This window comes from Azospirillum sp. TSH20 (assembly GCF_003115935.1).
Taxonomy (GTDB): Bacteria; Pseudomonadota; Alphaproteobacteria; order Azospirillales; family Azospirillaceae; genus Azospirillum.
Genome location: NZ_LGQU01000029.1, coordinates 11791 through 28657, shown reverse-complemented (window position 1 = coordinate 28657; position 16867 = coordinate 11791). Strand labels below are relative to the sequence as shown.

The following is a 16867-nucleotide window of genomic DNA, read 5'->3' as shown; positions in this document are numbered from 1 at the left end:
CGGCAAGGGGGCGCGGCGATGCAGTCCCTAGCTTGGCGGCGGTCCATTCGCTATAAGCATGCCCGCAGTTCCAGCAGTCATCCAGGCGACACACAGTCGGACGACGCGCGGGGGGGGCGCGAGGCGGGCCATGGAAAGGCCGCCGCGCGGAAACCCCGGTTCCCCCCTGGATTTGGCGCGCAACGACACGGGAGACGGTCGATGTCCTATCGCACTCAGGTTATCACGGTGTTCGGCGGTTCGGGCTTCATCGGCCGCCACCTGATCCGGCGCCTCGCCAAGTCGGGCGCCCTCATCCGCATCGCCACCCGCAACCCGGGCAAGGCCACCTTCCTGAAGACGGCCGGCGCCGTCGGCCAGATCGTGCCGTTCGCCACCGACTGCACCGACGACGTGTCGGTCGCCCGCGCCCTGCAGGGGGCGGATGTCGCCATCAACCTGCTGGGCGTGCTGTACGAGCGCGGAAGCCAGAGCTTCCAGGGCGTGCATGTCGACGCCGCCTCGCGCATCGCCCGTCTGGCCGCCAAGGCCGGCGTCAACCGGCTGATCCATGTCTCCGCCATCGGCGCCGACGCCTCTTCGCCGTCGGTCTATGCCCGCTCCAAGGCGGCCGGCGAGCAGGCGGTGCTGTCGGCCTTCCCGGCGGCGACGATCCTGCGCCCCAGCATCGTCTTCGGGCCGGAGGACAACTTCTTCAACAAGTTCGCCGCGATGGCGCAGAAGGCTCCCGCCCTGCCGCTGATCGGCGGCGGCAAGACGCTGTTCCAGCCGGTCTATGTCGGCGATCTGGCCGACGCCGTCGTCGCCGCGCTGGAGAGCGACGGCAGCCGCGGCAAGACCTATGAGCTGGGCGGCCCGCGCGTCTACACCTTCCGCGAACTGCTGGAACTGACCCAGAAGGACATCCAGCGCCACCGTCCGCTGGTGACCATCCCCTGGAACTTCGCCGAATCGCTGGGCGGCATCCTGGAGAAGGTTCCGCTGCTGGCCCCGGCGCTGACCCGCGATCAGGTCGCGCTGCTGAAGCGGGACAACGTCGTCTCCCCGACCGCGCTGGGCTTCAAGGATCTCGGCATCACCGAATTGGCGACCTGCGAGGTGATCCTGCCGACCTACCTGTCGCGCTTCATCGTCGGCGGCAAGTACAGCGGCCTGACCAACAACGCCCACTGATCGGGCGGGTAAGGTCCATGACACCCGAAAGCCCCGGCCCCCGCGCCGGGGCTTTTGCGTTCTCAAGGCTGCGCGCGCTGGCCGCCTTCGCCTGCGGGGCGGTCATCGGCACGCTGGGCGGCCTGATCGGGCTGGGCGGAGCGGAGTTCCGCCTGCCGCTGCTGATCGGCGCCTTCCGCTTTGCCGCGCTCGACGCCGTCATCCTGAACAAGGCGATGAGCCTCGTCGTCGTCGCCGCCGCCCTGCCGTTGCGCGCCGGGACGGTGCCGCTCGGCCTCGTCCTGGCCAATGGGACTGTGGTCGCCAACCTGCTGGCCGGCAGCCTGCTGGGCGCCTGGATCGGCGCCGGCTGGGCGATGCGGATGGACGCCGCCCGGCTGCAGCGGGTGATGGCCGCACTGCTGGCGCTGATCGCCGCCGTCCTGCTGTTCGGGCACGGCCTGTCTGGAGGGGCGGGTCCGCTGCTGGAGGGGCCGGCGCTGACCATTGCCGGGACGGTGGCCGGCTTCGCCATCGGGGTCGTCGCCTCGCTGCTGGGCGTGGCCGGCGGCGAGCTGCTGATCCCGACGCTGGTCCTGCTGTTCGGGGTGGACGTCAAGCTGGCGGGCAGCCTGTCGCTGGCGATCAGCCTGCCGACCATGATCGTCGGCTTCTCCCGCTACGCCCGCGACCGCAGCCTGGCCTTGCTGGTCCGGCAGCGCGGCTTCGTCCTGCTGATGGCGGCGGGGTCGTTGGCCGGCGCCTTCCTTGGCGGGCTGCTGCTGGGCGTGGTGCCGGAGTGGCTGCTGCTGCCGGTGCTGGCGGCGATCCTGCTGCTGTCAGCCGTCCGGATGTGGCGGCATTGAAGAGTTCCCGCCGGTCTCCGGCATGGCACGCCTGCCCCATCGCCGCTTGAATTTCCGGCATGGCGCCGTCATGTCGGCGGTTCAACTGTGGCGGGAACGGCAATGACGGGTGCAGAGGATATCCAGGGCGTATCGGGGCGGATGGTGGAACAGGCGTCCGCCGCGCGCTGGGCGACCGTCGCCGCCTTTTTCCTGAACGGCACCGTCTTCGGCGTCTGGGCGACTCAGATCCCGCTGCTGAAGAACCGGCTGGACCTCAGCCCGGCGGTGCTGGGCGTGGCTCTGCTCTGCCTTGCCGTCGGCGCCCTGACGGCGATGATCGCCAGCGGCCCGCTGCTCGGGCGGATCGGCAGCGCGCCGGTGACGCGGGTGACCGCCCTGCTGTTCGCCGGTCTGCTGCCGCTGCCGGCGCTGGTGCCGGACGTGGTGACGCTGTGCATCGTGCTGGCGCTGTTCGGCGCGTCGGGCGGCACCATGGACGTCGCCATGAACGCGCAGGGCGCGCTGGTGGAGCGGCGGCTCGGCCGGCCGATCATGTCGTCGCTGCACGGGATGTGGAGCCTGGGCGGGCTGGCCGGTGCCGGCCTCGGCGGCCTGCTGCTGCCGCTGATGCCGGCGGCGGCGCAGGCCGCGCTGGTGTCGGCCGGGCTGCTCGTGCCCTTCCTGCTGCTGCAGGGGCGCTTCCTGCCCGACCGCAATGCCGGCGGCGGCGCACTGGTGCTGCCCGATCGCAAGACCCTGCTGCTGGGGCTGCTGGCCGCCCTGTCCTTCATGAGCGAGGGCGCCATCCTCGATTGGAGCGCCATCCACCTGCGCGACGACCTTGGCGCGCCGGCCTCGATCGCCGGCATGGGGTTCGGCGTGTTCTGCGCCGCCATGGCGGTGGGACGGTTCAGCGGCGACCGGCTGCGCCACCGCTTCGGCGGGGCGACCCTGATGCGCGCCGGCGGGCTGCTGGCCGCGTCCGGGCTGGGACTCGTATTGGCGGGAGGAATGGTCGCGGACGGGACGCCGCTGCTGGCGATCGCCGGTTTCGGGCTGACCGGGATCGGCCTGTCGAACATGGTGCCGGTGCTGTTCAGCACGGCGGGCGCGGTGGAGACCGGGCATCCCGATCATGCGGTCGCCGCGGTGTCCACCATGGGCTATGCCGGCGTGCTGACCGGTCCGCCGCTGGTCGGCTTCATCGCCGAAGCGACCAGCCTCGCCACCGCCTTCGCGCTGATCGCGCTGCTGGCGCTGGGGATGGCCGCCACCGCGGCCCGTGCGGTGCCGCGGCAGGCGGTTTGACGCTTAGAGATACAGGAACGCCAGCATGCCGGTGCCGATGGCGATGCGGTACCAGCCAAAGGGGGTGAAGCCGTAGCGGCCGACGAAATCGACCAGCGTCTTCACCACCAGGGCCGCGGCGATGAAGGCGGTGACGAAGCCGACCAGGATCAGCAGGCCGCTGTCCATGCTCATCACCGACCAGTTCTTGTACAGGTCGTAGACGGTGGCGCCGGCCATGGTCGGCACCGCCAGGAAGAAGGAGAACTCGGCCGCCGCCTTGCGGTCGACGCCCATCAGCAGCGCGCCCAGGATGCTGGCGCCCGAGCGCGACACGCCCGGAACCAGCGCCAGGCACTGGCAGAAGCCGATCTTCAGCGCCAGCGGGGCGGAGAAATTCTCGATCTGGTGATAGCGGGCGACCGGGATCAGCCGCTCCGCCATCAGGATGGCGATGCCGCCCAGGATCAGCGCGATGCTGACCACGGTCGGGTTGAACAGCACCGACTTGATGATGCCGTGCAGCCCGGCGCCCAGCACCATCGCCGGCAGGAAGGCGATCAGCACCGCCATGACGAAGCGCCGCGCGCCCGGATCGTCCTTCAGCCCTGTGGCAACACGCCACAGCCTGTGGAAATAAACCACGCAGATCGCCAGAATGGCGCCAAGCTGGATCACCACCTCGAACACCTTGCCGGGCGGTCCCTGGAAGCCCAGCAACTCGTCCAGCATGATGAGGTGGCCGGTCGAGGAGACGGGCAGGAACTCGGTCAGCCCCTCAACCAGCCCCATGAGTGTGGCGTCCAGATATTGATCGATCATCATCGCGGCACGCAGCCTTCGGCAGGTTGGATGTTGCGGCGCTTATAGCAGGGCATGGCCGCGCTTGGCGATGGCGAGGGTTCGGTACTCCTATGCGAGCGATAGTCCTGTTTCGAGACTAATTTTCTGTCTCGTTTTTGTGACACCCTACCGCCACGCCTACGCATTCCAGCCTTGCGAAGGAAAAGGTCAACAAACCGGACCTATCGGCGCTTTTGTGCTTTCGCAGGCCCGTCTCATGCGTTATATGACGAGCGTCCGCCACTTTGCGGACGTTCGATTTCAACCCAGCCGGTCGGTGTAGGCCAACGCCGCAGCCCCCGGTCAGGCCCAGCAAGGCGATGTCCCGTGGCAGACAGCGGGGCCGCGAAGCGAAGGAGCAGACGTCATGGCGAACCAGAAAATGTTGGGCTTCGTGCACACCGCGCAGAAGATGCCCGACAAGCGGTCTGCCGCCGACCGCCGCCACGACTTCGCGGAAATCTACGCCCGCTTCAGCGACGAGCGCGCCGTCGAGCAGGCCAACCGCTGCTCGCAGTGCGGCGTTCCCTTCTGCCAGGTGCATTGCCCGGTCTCCAACAACATCCCCGACTGGCTGAAGCTGACCGCCGAGGGCCGTCTGGAGGAGGCTTACGAGGTCTCCCAGGCCACCAACAACTTCCCCGAAATCTGCGGCCGCATCTGCCCGCAGGACCGTCTGTGCGAGGGCAACTGCGTCATCGAGCAGTCGACCCACGGCGCCGTCACCATCGGCTCGGTCGAGAAGTACATCAATGACACCGCCTGGGAGAACGGCTGGGTCAAGCCGCGCAAGCCGGCCCGCGAGCTGGGCCTGTCGGTCGGCGTGATCGGCGCCGGCCCGGCCGGTCTCGCCGCCGCCGAGGAGATGCGCGCCAAGGGCTACGAGGTGCATGTCTACGACCGCTACGACCGCATGGGCGGCCTGCTGGTCTACGGCATCCCCGGCTTCAAGCTGGAGAAGGACGTCGTCGCCCGCCGCGTCCAGCGTCTGGCCGATGCCGGCGTGATCTTCCATCCGAATTTCGAGGTCGGCCGCGACGCCTCGCTGGCCGAGCTGCGCGAGCGCCACGTCACCATCCTGATCGCCACCGGCGTCTACAAGGCCCGCGACATCAAGGCCCCCGGCTCGGGGCTGAAGAACATCGTTCCGGCGCTGGATTACCTGACCGCCTCCAACAAGGTCGGGCTGGGCGACTCGGTCGCGGCGTATGAGGACGGCTCGCTGAACGCCGCCGGCAAGAAGGTGGTGGTGCTCGGCGGCGGCGACACCGCGATGGACTGCGTGCGCACGGCGATCCGCCAGGGTGCGACCTCCGTCAAGTGCCTGTACCGCCGCGACCGCAAGAACATGCCGGGCTCGCAGCGCGAAGTGGCGCATGCCGAGGAAGAGGGCGTCGAGTTCGTCTGGCAGGCCGCGCCGGAAGCCTTCACCGGCAACGACGTGGTGACCGGCGTCCGCGCCGTCCGCATCCATCTGGGTGTCGCCGACGCCACCGGCCGCCAGACCCCGCAGGTGATCGAGGGCTCCGAGTTCACCGAGCCGGCCGACCTCGTCATCAAGGCTCTCGGCTTCGAGCCGGAGGATCTGCCGGGCATGTTCGGCTCGCCGGACCTGACCGTCACCCGCTGGGGCACGCTGCTGGTCGACCACCGCACCAAGATGACCAGCCTGGACGGCGTCTTCGCCGCCGGCGACATCGTCCGCGGCGCGTCCCTGGTGGTGTGGGCCATCCGCGACGGCCGCGACGCCTCCGACGCCATGCACGCCTACGCCCAGACCGTCGGCGCGCCCAAGCTGGCCGTCGCGGCTGAGTAAGCCACTCCTTCCTTCTGACATCAGTACCACCGTCTACCCCAGGGGGCCTTCCCTTCGGCCCCCCAGGTCAACGTCCAGACTGTGAAAGGGTCGTTCCATGACCACCGAGTTGAACCAGGGTGAGCAGTTCGTCGCCGATTTCCGCGCCAACGCCGCGGCGCTGACCACTGCCCACGCCTACAATCCGGCCGACGAGCACGACGCCTGCGGCGTCGGCTTCATCGCCGCGATCGACGGCAAGCCCCGCCGTTCGGTGGTCGAGAAAGGCATCGAGGCCCTGAAGGCGGTCTGGCACCGCGGCGCGGTGGACGCCGACGGCAAGACCGGCGACGGCGCCGGCATCCATGTCCAGGTGCCGCAGAAGTTCTTCAAGGACCACGTCAAGGTCATCGGCCACACCCCGCCGGAGAACAATCTGGCGGTCGGTCAGGTCTTCCTGCCGCGCATCAGCCTGGACGCGCAGGAAGCCTGCCGCTGCATCGTCGAGACCGAGATCCTGGCCTTCGGCTACTACATCTATGGCTGGCGTCAGGTGCCGATCAACGTCGACATCATCGGCGAGAAGGCCAACGCCACCCGGCCCGAGATCGAACAGATCATCATCGGCAATTCGAAGGGTGTGTCGGACGAGCAGTTCGAACTCGACCTCTACATCATCCGCCGCCGGATCGAGAAGGCGGTGCAGAACGAGCGCATCAACGACTTCTACATCTGCTCGCTGTCGGCGCGCTCGATCATCTACAAGGGCATGTTCCTCGCCGAACAGCTCTCGACCTTCTATCCGGACCTGACCGACGACCGGTTCGAGTCGTCCTTCGCCATCTACCACCAGCGCTATTCGACCAACACCTTCCCGACCTGGCCGCTGGCCCAGCCCTTCCGCATGCTCGCCCACAATGGCGAGATCAACACGCTGAAGGGCAACGTCAACTGGATGAAGGCGCACGAGACCCGGATGGAGCATCCGGTGTTCGGCGCCAACATGGGCGACCTGAAGCCGGTGATCGGCGTCGGCCTGTCCGACTCCGGCGCGCTGGACACGGTGTTCGAGGTGATGGTCCGCGCCGGCCGCACTGCGCCGATGGTCAAGATGATGCTGGTGCCGCAGGCGCTGACCAGCTCGCAGACCACGCCGGACAACCACAAGGCCCTGATCGCCTACTGCAACTCCGTCATGGAGCCGTGGGACGGCCCGGCGGCGCTGGCGATGACCGACGGCCGCTGGGTCGTCGGCGGCATGGACCGCAACGGCCTGCGTCCGATGCGCTACACCATCACCACCGACGGCCTGATCATCGCCGGCTCCGAGACCGGCATGGTCAAGATCGAGGAGAACCAGGTGATCGAGAAGGGCCGCCTCGGCCCGGGCGAGATGATCGCCGTAGACCTCCAGGCCGGCAAGCTGTTCCACGACCGTGAGCTGAAGGACCATCTGGCCTCCCAGAAGCCCTGGGGCCAGTGGGTCAAGAACACCACGCACCTGGACGAGCTGGTGAAGTCCGCCGCGCTGAAGGGCGAGCCGTCGGAGATGGAGAAGGAGGAGCTGCGCCGTCGCCAGATGGCCTTCGGCCTCGCCATGGAAGACATGGAGCTGATCCTCCACCCGATGGCGGAGGACGGCAAGGAAGCCATCGGCTCGATGGGCGACGACAGCCCGATCGCCGTGCTGTCCGACAAGTACCGCGGCCTGCACCACTTCTTCCGCCAGAACTTCTCCCAGGTCACCAACCCGCCCATCGACTCGCTTCGCGAGCGCCGGGTGATGAGCCTGAAGACGCGCCTGGGCAACCTCGGCAACATCCTGGACGAGGATGAAAGCCAGACCCGGTTGCTGCAACTCGACAGCCCGGTGCTGACCACCGCCGAATTCCACGCGATGCGGGAGTATATGGGCGAGACGGCGGCGGTGATCGACGCCACCTTCCCGGTGGACGGCGGCCCCGACGCCCTGCGCGACGCGCTGCGCCGCATCCGTCAGGAGGCGGAGGATGCCGTGCGCGGCGGTGCCAACCACGTCATCCTGACCGACGAGGCGATGGGCCCGGCCCGCGCCGCCATCCCGGCCATCCTGGCGACCGGTGCGGTCCACACCCACCTGATCCGCTCGAACCTGCGCACCTTCACCTCGCTGAACCTGCGCACGGCGGAATGCCTGGACACTCATTACTTCGCGGTGCTGATCGGCGTCGGCGCCACCACCGTCAACGCCTATCTCGCCCAGGAAGCGGTGGCCGAGCGCCAGCGCCGCGGCCTGCTCGGTTCGCTGTCGCTGGAAAAGGCGATGACGAACTACAAGAAGGCCATCGACGACGGCCTGCTGAAGATCATGTCCAAGATGGGCATCTCGGTCATCAGCAGCTACCGCGGCGGCGGCAACTTCGAGGCCATCGGCCTCAGCCGCGCCCTGGTCGCCGAGCATTTCCCGGCGATGGTCAGCCGCATCTCCGGCATCGGCCTGAACGGCATCCAGAAGAAGGTCCTGGAGCAGCATGCGCTGGCCTATGCCGGCGAGGCGCTGCCCCTGCCGGTCGGCGGCTTCTACCGCTTCCGCAAGTCGGGCGACCGCCATGGCTGGGAGGGTGGGATCATCCACACCCTGCAGCAGGCCGTCACCAACGACAGCTACACCACCTTCAAGAAGTATTCGGAGCAGGTGAACAAGCGGCCGCCGATGCAGCTGCGCGACCTGCTGGAGTTCCGCACCACCAAGGCCGCCGTTCCGGTGGACGAGGTGGAGAGCATCACCGCGATCCGCAAGCGCTTCATCACGCCGGGCATGTCGATGGGCGCCCTGTCGCCCGAGGCGCACGGCACGCTGAATGTCGCCATGAACCGCATCGGCGCCAAGTCCGACTCGGGCGAGGGCGGTGAGGATCCGGCGCGCTTCCGTCCCGACAAGAACGGCGACAACTGGAACTCCGCCATCAAGCAGGTGGCGTCGGGCCGCTTCGGCGTCACCGCCGAGTACCTGAACCAGTGCCGCGAGCTGGAGATCAAGGTCGCCCAGGGCGCCAAGCCCGGCGAAGGCGGCCAGCTGCCCGGCTTCAAGGTGACGGAGATGATCGCGCGGCTGCGTCACTCGACGCCGGGCGTCATGCTCATCAGCCCGCCGCCGCACCACGACATCTATTCGATTGAGGATCTGGCGCAGCTCATCTACGACCTGAAGCAGATCAACCCGGACGCCAAGGTCACGGTGAAGCTGGTCAGCCGGTCGGGCATCGGCACCATCGCCGCCGGTGTCGCCAAGGCCAATGCCGACATCATCCTGATCTCCGGCAACTCCGGCGGCACCGGCGCGTCCCCGCAGACCTCGATCAAGTTCGCCGGCCTGCCCTGGGAGATGGGCCTGTCGGAGGTCCATCAGGTCCTGACGCTGAACAAGCTGCGCCACCGCGTGCGGCTGCGCACCGACGGCGGCCTGAAGACCGGCCGCGACATCGTCATCGCCGCCATGCTGGGCGCGGAAGAGTTTGGCATCGGCACCGCCAGCCTGATCGCCATGGGCTGCATCATGGTCCGGCAGTGCCATTCCAACACCTGCCCGGTCGGCGTCTGCGTCCAGGACGAGAAGCTGCGCGAGAAGTTCGTCGGCACGCCGGAGAAGGTCGTCAACCTCTTCACCTTCCTGGCCGAAGAGGTCCGCGAGATCCTGGCCCGCCTGGGCTTCCGCTCGCTGACCGAGGTGATCGGCCGCACCGACCTGCTGCATCAGGTCAGCCGCGGCGGCGCCCATCTCGACGACCTCGACCTCAACCCGCTTCTGGCCCAGGTCGATCCCGGCGAGAACGCGCGCTACTGCACCCTGCAGGGCCGCAACGAGGTGCCGGACACGCTGGACGCCCGCATCGTCGCCGATGCCCGCCCGCTGTTCGAGGAAGGCGAGAAGATGCAGCTCGCCTACAACGCCCGCAACACGCAGCGCGCCATCGGCACGCGGTTGTCCTCGATGGTGACGCGGAAGTTCGGGATGTTCGGGCTGCAGCCCGGCCACATCACCGTCCGCCTGCGCGGCACCGCCGGCCAGTCGCTGGGCGCCTTCGCGGTCCAGGGCATCAAGCTGGAGGTGATGGGCGACGCCAACGACTATGTCGGCAAGGGCCTGTCGGGCGGCACCATCGTGGTCCGCCCGGCCACCAGCAGCCCGCTGGAGTCGAACAAGAACACCATCATCGGCAACACGGTGCTGTACGGCGCCACCGCCGGCAAGCTGTTCGCCGCCGGTCAGGCCGGTGAGCGGTTCGCGGTGCGCAACTCCGGCGCCACCGTGGTGGTGGAGGGCTGCGGCTCCAACGGCTGCGAGTACATGACCGGCGGCACGGCGGTCATCCTGGGCAAGGTCGGCGACAACTTCGCCGCCGGCATGACTGGGGGCATGGCCTACCTGTACGATCCGGAGGACTCGCTGCCGCTGCACATCAACGAGGAAAGCGTCATCTTCCAGCGGATCGAGGTGTCCCATTACGAGGCCCAGCTCCGCGCCCTGATCGAGGAGCACGTCGCCGAGACGCAGAGCCGTTTCGCCGCCGAGATCCTCAACGACTGGCAGCGCGAACTCGGCCACTTCTGGCAGGTGGTTCCTAAGGAAATGCTGCACCGTCTGGCCGTGCCGGTGACCCTGCCGCGCGCCATCCCGGCGGAGTGATAAACGCCCTCTCCCGCCCCGGGAGAGGGAGGGGACCCGCGCCGCAAGGCGTGGGGAGGGTGAGGGGCGAGGCGAGGATCGAGAACCATCCGGTTCCTTGGATCACCCCTCACCCTTCCCATGCTCCGCATGGGCCCCTTCCCTCTCCCGGGACGGGAGAGGGAGTCGCAGAGCGGACATGAAAACGGCGCGCCATCCGGCAGGACGGCGCGCCGTTTTTCTTTTGCGGTTGCGTCAACCGGCGGTCGGGGGCAGTTCCAGCACCATGACGATGCTGTCGAAGCGGTTGCCGGGCGGAAACTCCATTGAAGTCCGACCGGTCGCGACGAAGCCGGCCGAGGCATAGAACTCCTCCGCCACCAGGCTGGCGTAGCACAGCATCCGCGATGCGCCCGCCGCGGCGGCATCCGCGACGCAGCGGTCGAGCAGCGCCCGCCCGACGCCACGGCGCAGCCAGTCGGGACGAGTGGCGAAGTGCCGGACATGGGCCAGTCCGGGCTGCGGCGCACGGGTCGGCTCGCCCGGCCAGTCGAAGCTCCAGCCGCCGCAGCCGACCGGCGTGCCGTCCGCCGCCTCTGCCAGATGATAGGTTCCGGCGCCCAGAAGCGCCGGATTCGATCGGGTGATGATCGGCAGCACCCGCTCCATCACCTCCGGCGGATAGCCGGCGGGCATCAGGGCCGGGTAGGAGGCTGCCAGCACCGTATCCACCGCGCCGGCATCGTCCGGCCACGCCCGGCGGATGGTAAAGGCGGGATCGCTCAAGGCTCGAATTCCCACGGCTCCGCCTTGGCCGCCGCGATCCACTCCCGCATCGCCGGCAGCGCCAGCACCGCGTCCATATAGGCGCGCGACTCGGGCGACACCGCGACGCCATAGGTTTCCAGCCGCATCACCACCGGGGCGAACATGGCGTCGGCGATGGTGAAGGCGCCGAACAGGAACGGCCCGCCCGCCGGCTTGCCGAAGCGGGCGCGGGCATCGGCCCACAGCGCCTCGATCCGGGCGATGTCGGCGGCGGTCGCCTCGGTCATGCCCTGGCCCTTGCGGTCGCGGTTGAGGTCCATCGACATGGTGGTGCACAGGGAGACGAAGCCGGAATGCATCTCCGCCGACACCGCCCGCGCCACCGCCCGCGCCGCCCGGTCCGCCGGCCACAGCCCGGCATCGGGCGCCAGCTCCGCCACATATTCGCAGATCGCCAGCGAGTCCCAGACGGTCAGCCCGTCATGGATCAGGGTGGGCACGCGGCCCGACGGCGAATGCGCCGCGATGCGCGCGGCGGTGTCGGGCTGGCGCAGGGGAATGACGGTCTCGGTGAAGGCCAGCCCGGTGTGCTTGAGCGCCAGCCAGGGGCGCAGCGACCAGGACGAATAGGTCTTGTTCCCAATCACCAGGGTCAGGTCGGACATCGGACGGCACCTTTCGAAACGGGCAAACAGCGGGGGCGTGAGCATGACCCACCTCACGGACCGCAACAAGCCTTCCGGTTGCGCCGGGGCAGGCATCTGCCCTACCCGCGCGACAAACCTCCTCCGGATGTTTCATTGGAGCGGCTATACTGAGCAGCTGGATGGGCGGCTGAATGGGTGGATGGGCCATCCATTTGGAAAACGTCGTTGATCTGTGGCTTTCCGCGAGGCACTCGATGACCCGGAAACTGTTCTGGGACGATCCCTACCGCACCCGCCTGGAAACCCGCATTGCCGGGGTGGACGGCGACGAGGTCACGTTGGAGGCCACCATCCTCTACGCGCTTTCCGGTGGGCAGGAGAGCGATGCCGGCACCATCGGCGGCTTCGAGGTGCTGGAAGCCCGCAAGGACGGCCGCGAGATCCGCTACAGGCTTGCGCCCGGCCACCGCCTCGCCCCCGGCGACGCCGTTGCGGTGGCGATCGACTGGGAGCGCCGCTACCGGCTGATGCGCCTGCACTTCGCGGCCGAGATCGTGCTTGAACTGGTGATGGCCCGTCTGCCCGGCATCCACAAGATCGGCGCCCACATCGCCGCCGACAAGGCGCGCATCGACTTCGCCTGGAACGAGCCGCTGACCCCACTGCTGCCCGACTTCGCCGGACAGGCGGCACGGATCGTCGCCGCCGACACCCCCATCCTGAGCGGTTTCAGCGACGAGGCCGCCGAACGCCGCTTCTGGGAGATCCCCGGCTTCGCACGGGTTCCCTGCGGCGGCACGCATCTGCGCCGAACGGGCGAGATCGGCGCGCTGACGCTCAAGCGTCGCAACACCGGCAAGGGCAAGGAGCGCATTGAAATCGCGCTGGCCGATGCTCAGGCATCGCCCGTGCCCCGGCCGGAAAGCGAATAAATCCCCGGCCGGCAACCGACGCCCAGAGCGTGCCCGGCATCGGCACGCCGGCCCTCCTGCGCCATGCCGGTTCATTCAACCGCTGGCGGATTCCCCTCCCTGTGCTAGGATAATTTGCCTACGGGATTGGGAGGTCGTGGCATGTCCCCGATGTGTCGTTCCATTGCAGCAGATCGCCCCTCGCCCATCCGGCGCGCGGAACGCTGGAACATCGTCGGAAAACTGTTTCATGGTGTTTCATCCGTTCCATCCACCCCAGCCGAAACGGCGGGACGGGCGTCTATGGCGCCCGGATGGAACAGTGGAACATGCCTGGAAAAACGTTCCACCCTGTTCCATCCGCCGGTTTTCACACCCCGCCCATGCCTGCCCGGCGCATGCCACCCCTTTCCAGCCGCCGCCCGGCGCGCCATCCTTGGGGGATGGGCATCCGCATCGGATGCGCGACGTGATCTCGTGAGAAGGATCCTCAGTCTTGCTCGCCACCCTGCTTGCCGTTGACGGTCCGGACACCGTCGCCCTCACCCCCGTGACCAAGGCCGGGTTGGCCGACTGGCTGGCCGGGCAATCGCCGGCCGTCGCCTCCTGGGTCAAGGCGGTGGGCTTCACCGGCGAGGCCGGATCGACCGTGTTCCTGCCGGGGCCGGACGGCGCCATCGCCCATGTGCTGGCCGGCGTGTCGGCCGTCGACGATCTGTGGGCCTTCGCCGGCCTGCCCGCCTCGCTGCCGGCCGGCTCCTACCGGATCGACGCGGCGCTGGACGCGCGGGCGGCGACGCGGGCGGCACTGGGCTGGGCGCTCGGCAGCTATCGTTTCAGCCGCTACAAGAAGCCGCCGGAGAAGGGCTTCGCCAATCTGGTCTGGCCGGCGGAGGCCGACCACGGCGAAGTGGAGCGGGCGGCGACCGCCACCTGGCTGGTGCGCGATCTGGTGAACACCCCCGCCAGCGACATGGGACCGGCGGAACTGGCCCAGGCGGCGCAGGATCTGGCCGCCGAGTTCGACGCGGCGGTCGAGGTGATCGTCGGGCAGGACCTGCTCGACCGCGACTATCCCGCCATCCACGCCGTCGGCCGCGCCAGCCCGCGCGAACCGCGGCTGATCGACCTGCGCTGGGGCAACCCGGAACACCCCAAGGTCACCATCGTCGGCAAGGGCGTCTGCTTCGACACCGGCGGGCTGGACCTGAAGCCGTCGTCCGCCATGCTGATCATGAAGAAGGACATGGGTGGGGCGGCGCATGCGCTGGCGCTCGGCCGGATGATCATGATGGCCGGGCTTCCGGTGCGGCTGCGCGTGCTGGTGCCGGCGGTGGAGAATGTCGTGTCGGGCGACAGCTTCAAGCCGCAGGACGTGCTGAAGACGCGCAAGGGCCTGACGGTGGAGGTCGGCAACACCGACGCCGAGGGACGCCTGATCCTGTGCGATGCCCTGGCCGAGGCGGATTCGGAGAAGCCGGAGCTGCTGATCGACTTCGCCACCCTGACCGGCGCCGCCCGCGTGGCGCTCGGCCCCGACCTGCCGGCGCTGATGTGCAACGACGACGCGCTGGCCAACGACCTGACGGAGGCCGGAACGGCGGTCGACGACCCGATGTGGCGGCTGCCGCTGTGGGCGCCCTACCGCAAGGGGCTGGACAGCAAGGTGGCCGACATCAACAACGTCACCACCAACGGCTTCGCCGGCGCCATCACCGCCGGGCTGTTCCTGCAGGAATTCGTGTCGAAGGGCACGCCCTGGGCGCATCTCGACACCTATGCCTGGAACGGTTCGGCCCGTCCCGGCCGTCCGGAAGGCGGCGAGGCGCTGGGCCTGCGCGCTGCCTATGCGGTGATCGCCAAGCGGTTCGGCTGACGGTACAGCCGCGGAAGACGGCAGGAGGGGCGGGGAATGGGCTGAATTTGTCCCCGCCTTTCTCCCGTGAGAGGATGGAATGCCACAGAAGATCGTATTAAAACGGAAGATCAGGAAACCTGACGTGTAAGAATGAACCGCTCGCCCCCAACGCGAGGTGGGCGGTGGCGGTGGCGGCGGAGGCGGACAGATGGCGTTGAAGGTTCGCGAGGATTACCGGACCCTCACCGGCCCGGAAAAGGCCGCCATCATGATGCTCGCGCTGGGCGAGGAGCATGCCACCAGACTGTTCTCACTGATGGACGACGAGGAGATCAAGGAACTGTCCCAGGTGATGGCGAACCTGGGCACGGTGTCGGCCAACCTGATCGAACGCCTGTTCGTCGAGTTCGCCGAGCAGATGTCGGCCACCGGATCGCTCGTCGGCTCCTTCGACTCGACCGAGCGCCTGCTGCTGAAGACCCTGCCGAAGGACAAGGTCGACCAGATCATGGAGGAAATCCGTGGTCCGGCCGGCCGCACCATGTGGGACAAGCTGGCGAACGTCAACGAGTCGGTGCTGTCCAACTACCTGAAGAACGAGTATCCGCAGACCGTCGCCGTCGTGCTGTCCAAGATCCGTCCCGAACATGCCGGCCGCGTGCTGACCCAGCTGCCGGAAAGCTTCGCCATGGAAGTCATCATGCGCATGCTGCGCATGGAGGCGGTGCAGAAGGAGGTTCTGGACGACGTCGAGCGCACGCTCCGCACCGAGTTCATGACCAACCTCGCCCGCACCAGCCGCCGCGACAGCCACGAGATGCTGGCGGAGATCTTCAACGGTCTGGACCGCACCACCGAGCACCGCTTCATGGCCGCCCTGGAGGAACGCAACCGCGACAGCGCAGAGCGCATCAAGTCGCTGATGTTCACCTTCGAGGATCTGTCGAAGCTCGATCCCAGCGGCGTCCAGACGATGCTGCGCACGGTCGACAAGCAGAAGCTGGGAACCGCATTGAAGGGGGCTTCGGAAACGCTGAAGGACCTGTTCTTCTCCAATATGTCCGAGCGCGCCGCCAAGATCCTGCGCGAGGATATGGCGGCGATGGGTCCGGTGCGCGTCCGCGACGTGGACGAGGCGCAGATGTACATGGTCCAGTTGGCGAAGGACCTTGCCGCCCGCGGCGAACTGGTCATCTCCGAGGGCGGCGGCGAGAACGAGCTGATCTACTGATCGGGAGGACGGGGTGCCCAGCGGAAAGGACGATTGGGTGGCGGTGCGCCGCGATGCGGAGACCGGCATCGAAACCATCCGCGCCCATTTCCGCGGCCATGCCTATGACCTGCACGACCATGACGAGCTTCTGGTCGGCGTCACCGAGCAGGGGGTGCAGGCCTTCCGCTGCCGGCGGCGGCTGCACACCAGCGTCCCCGGCCGCGTCATCCTGATCGAACCCGGCGAGGCCCATGACGGCCACAGTCCGGGGGAAGAGGGCTTCACCTATGCCATGCTCTATCTGCCGGTGCCGCTACTGTCCGCCCGCAGCGAGGCGCTGCGCAGCCTGATGCCGCGGGGTGGCGGCATGCCGCTGGGCTTCCGCGACACGCTGGCCGACGATCCCGGCCTTGCAGCGACGATCCGCTCCGCCTTCCTGGCCCTGCACCAGCGCGAGGGGCGGCTTGCTCGCGACCTGTCGGTCGACCGGCTGGCGGCGAGGCTGGCCGGCCATCTCACGCCGCTGGAGGAGCGCCGGCCGCTGCGTCCCGACCGCGCCGCCGCCCTGGCGCGTGAGCTGCTGCATGCCCGGATGGCCGAGGATGTCGGGCTGGACGAGCTGGCGGCGGCGGCCGGCGTCGACCGCTTCCGGCTGAACCGCGCCTTCCGCGCCGCCTTCGGCCTGTCGCCGCACGCCTATCTGGTCCGGCTGCGCCTGCGCGCCGCCCGGCGAAGGCTGGCCGAGGGCGAGACGCCGGCCCTGGTTGCGGCGGAAGTCGGGTTCGCCGACCAGAGCCATCTCGGCCGCTGGTTCCGTCGCGCCTATGGCCTGACGCCGGCCGCCTATCGCGATCTGTGCACGAACGTTCCAGACTGAGGCGCGATCATCCGGCATCTGAT

The 16867-nt window shown here is 68.4% G+C and carries 12 protein-coding genes; 9 read left to right on the top strand and 3 right to left on the bottom strand.

Annotation, left to right across the window (positions count from 1 at the left end):
• Nucleotides 1-201 precede the first annotated feature (201 nt).
• From TSH20_RS08890 to TSH20_RS08880, 3 genes are all read left to right on the top strand, one after another.
• A complete protein-coding gene (locus TSH20_RS08890) occupies nucleotides 202-1173 on the top strand; it encodes a complex I NDUFA9 subunit family protein (protein WP_109074392.1) in 972 nt (323 codons plus the stop codon).
• Nucleotides 1174-1190: 17 nt separating this feature from the next.
• Complete coding sequence (locus tag TSH20_RS08885; protein WP_109074391.1) at nucleotides 1191-2018, top strand: sulfite exporter TauE/SafE family protein; 828 nt, start codon at nucleotides 1191-1193, stop codon at nucleotides 2016-2018.
• A gap of 102 nt (nucleotides 2019-2120) precedes the next feature.
• Nucleotides 2121-3308 carry an MFS transporter gene (locus TSH20_RS08880; RefSeq protein WP_109074390.1) on the top strand — a complete coding sequence of 396 codons (1188 nt, stop codon included), beginning with the start codon at nucleotides 2121-2123 and terminating at the stop codon, nucleotides 3306-3308.
• A gap of 3 nt (nucleotides 3309-3311) precedes the next feature.
• On the opposite strand, the gene TSH20_RS08875 is transcribed toward TSH20_RS08880, so the two are convergent.
• Nucleotides 3312-4112, bottom strand: coding sequence for an undecaprenyl-diphosphate phosphatase (locus TSH20_RS08875; protein WP_109074389.1), 801 nt, complete (start codon nucleotides 4110-4112; stop codon nucleotides 3312-3314).
• A 385-nt stretch (nucleotides 4113-4497) separates the two neighbouring features.
• On the opposite strand from TSH20_RS08875, the gene TSH20_RS08870 reads away from it, so the two are divergent.
• Both TSH20_RS08870 and gltB read left to right on the top strand, forming a co-directional pair.
• Nucleotides 4498-5946 (top strand): NAD(P)-dependent oxidoreductase, encoded by a 1449-nt coding sequence (locus tag TSH20_RS08870; RefSeq protein WP_109074388.1) that lies wholly within the window; start codon nucleotides 4498-4500, stop codon nucleotides 5944-5946.
• Nucleotides 5947-6043: 97 nt separating this feature from the next.
• Nucleotides 6044-10591 (top strand): glutamate synthase large subunit, encoded by a 4548-nt coding sequence (gene gltB / locus TSH20_RS08865; RefSeq protein ID WP_109074387.1) that lies wholly within the window; start codon nucleotides 6044-6046, stop codon nucleotides 10589-10591.
• A gap of 234 nt (nucleotides 10592-10825) precedes the next feature.
• Here gltB and TSH20_RS08860 read toward each other — a convergent pair whose 3' ends face one another.
• Together TSH20_RS08860 and TSH20_RS08855 are read right to left on the bottom strand one after the other, a co-directional pair.
• Entirely contained in the window at nucleotides 10826-11356 is a 531-nt protein-coding gene (locus TSH20_RS08860) for a GNAT family N-acetyltransferase (protein ID WP_109074386.1), read from the bottom strand.
• Nucleotides 11353-12003, bottom strand: a complete 651-nt coding sequence (locus TSH20_RS08855; RefSeq protein WP_109074385.1) for a glutathione S-transferase family protein — start codon at nucleotides 12001-12003, stop codon at nucleotides 11353-11355. Before TSH20_RS08855 ends, TSH20_RS08860 begins: the two co-directional genes overlap by 4 nt.
• Nucleotides 12004-12239: 236 nt before the next feature.
• On the opposite strand from TSH20_RS08855, the gene TSH20_RS08850 reads away from it, so the two are divergent.
• From TSH20_RS08850 to TSH20_RS08835, 4 genes are all read left to right on the top strand, one after another.
• Nucleotides 12240-12917: an alanyl-tRNA editing protein gene (locus tag TSH20_RS08850; RefSeq protein ID WP_109074384.1), complete on the top strand. Its 678-nt coding sequence runs from the start codon at nucleotides 12240-12242 to the stop codon at nucleotides 12915-12917.
• 475 nt (nucleotides 12918-13392) lie between these two features.
• The gene (locus TSH20_RS08845) at nucleotides 13393-14772 is read left to right on the top strand and encodes a leucyl aminopeptidase family protein (protein WP_109074383.1); all 1380 of its coding nucleotides are present in this window, start codon (nucleotides 13393-13395) and stop codon (nucleotides 14770-14772) included.
• Nucleotides 14773-14962: 190 nt separating this feature from the next.
• The gene (gene fliG / locus TSH20_RS08840) at nucleotides 14963-15985 is read left to right on the top strand and encodes a flagellar motor switch protein FliG (RefSeq protein WP_109074382.1); all 1023 of its coding nucleotides are present in this window, start codon (nucleotides 14963-14965) and stop codon (nucleotides 15983-15985) included.
• 13 nt (nucleotides 15986-15998) lie between these two features.
• Nucleotides 15999-16844, top strand: coding sequence for an AraC family transcriptional regulator (locus TSH20_RS08835; RefSeq protein WP_109074381.1), 846 nt, complete (start codon nucleotides 15999-16001; stop codon nucleotides 16842-16844).
• Nucleotides 16845-16867 lie beyond the last annotated feature (23 nt).

Bases quoted from the DNA above. Each gene is read 5' to 3' on its own strand.
- TSH20_RS08890 (WP_109074392.1), top strand. From the start codon at position 202: ATGTCCTATCGCACTCAGGTTATCACGGTGTTCGGCGGTTCGGGCTTC.
- TSH20_RS08885 (WP_109074391.1), top strand. From the start codon at position 1,191: ATGACACCCGAAAGCCCCGGCCCCCGCGCCGGGGCTTTTGCGTTCTCA.
- TSH20_RS08880 (WP_109074390.1), top strand. From the start codon at position 2,121: ATGACGGGTGCAGAGGATATCCAGGGCGTATCGGGGCGGATGGTGGAA.
- TSH20_RS08875 (WP_109074389.1), bottom strand. From the start codon at position 4,112: ATGATGATCGATCAATATCTGGACGCCACACTCATGGGGCTGGTTGAG.
- TSH20_RS08870 (WP_109074388.1), top strand. From the start codon at position 4,498: ATGGCGAACCAGAAAATGTTGGGCTTCGTGCACACCGCGCAGAAGATG.
- gltB (WP_109074387.1), top strand. From the start codon at position 6,044: ATGACCACCGAGTTGAACCAGGGTGAGCAGTTCGTCGCCGATTTCCGC.
- TSH20_RS08855 (WP_109074385.1), bottom strand. From the start codon at position 12,003: ATGTCCGACCTGACCCTGGTGATTGGGAACAAGACCTATTCGTCCTGG.
- TSH20_RS08850 (WP_109074384.1), top strand. From the start codon at position 12,240: ATGACCCGGAAACTGTTCTGGGACGATCCCTACCGCACCCGCCTGGAA.
- fliG (WP_109074382.1), top strand. From the start codon at position 14,963: ATGGCGTTGAAGGTTCGCGAGGATTACCGGACCCTCACCGGCCCGGAA.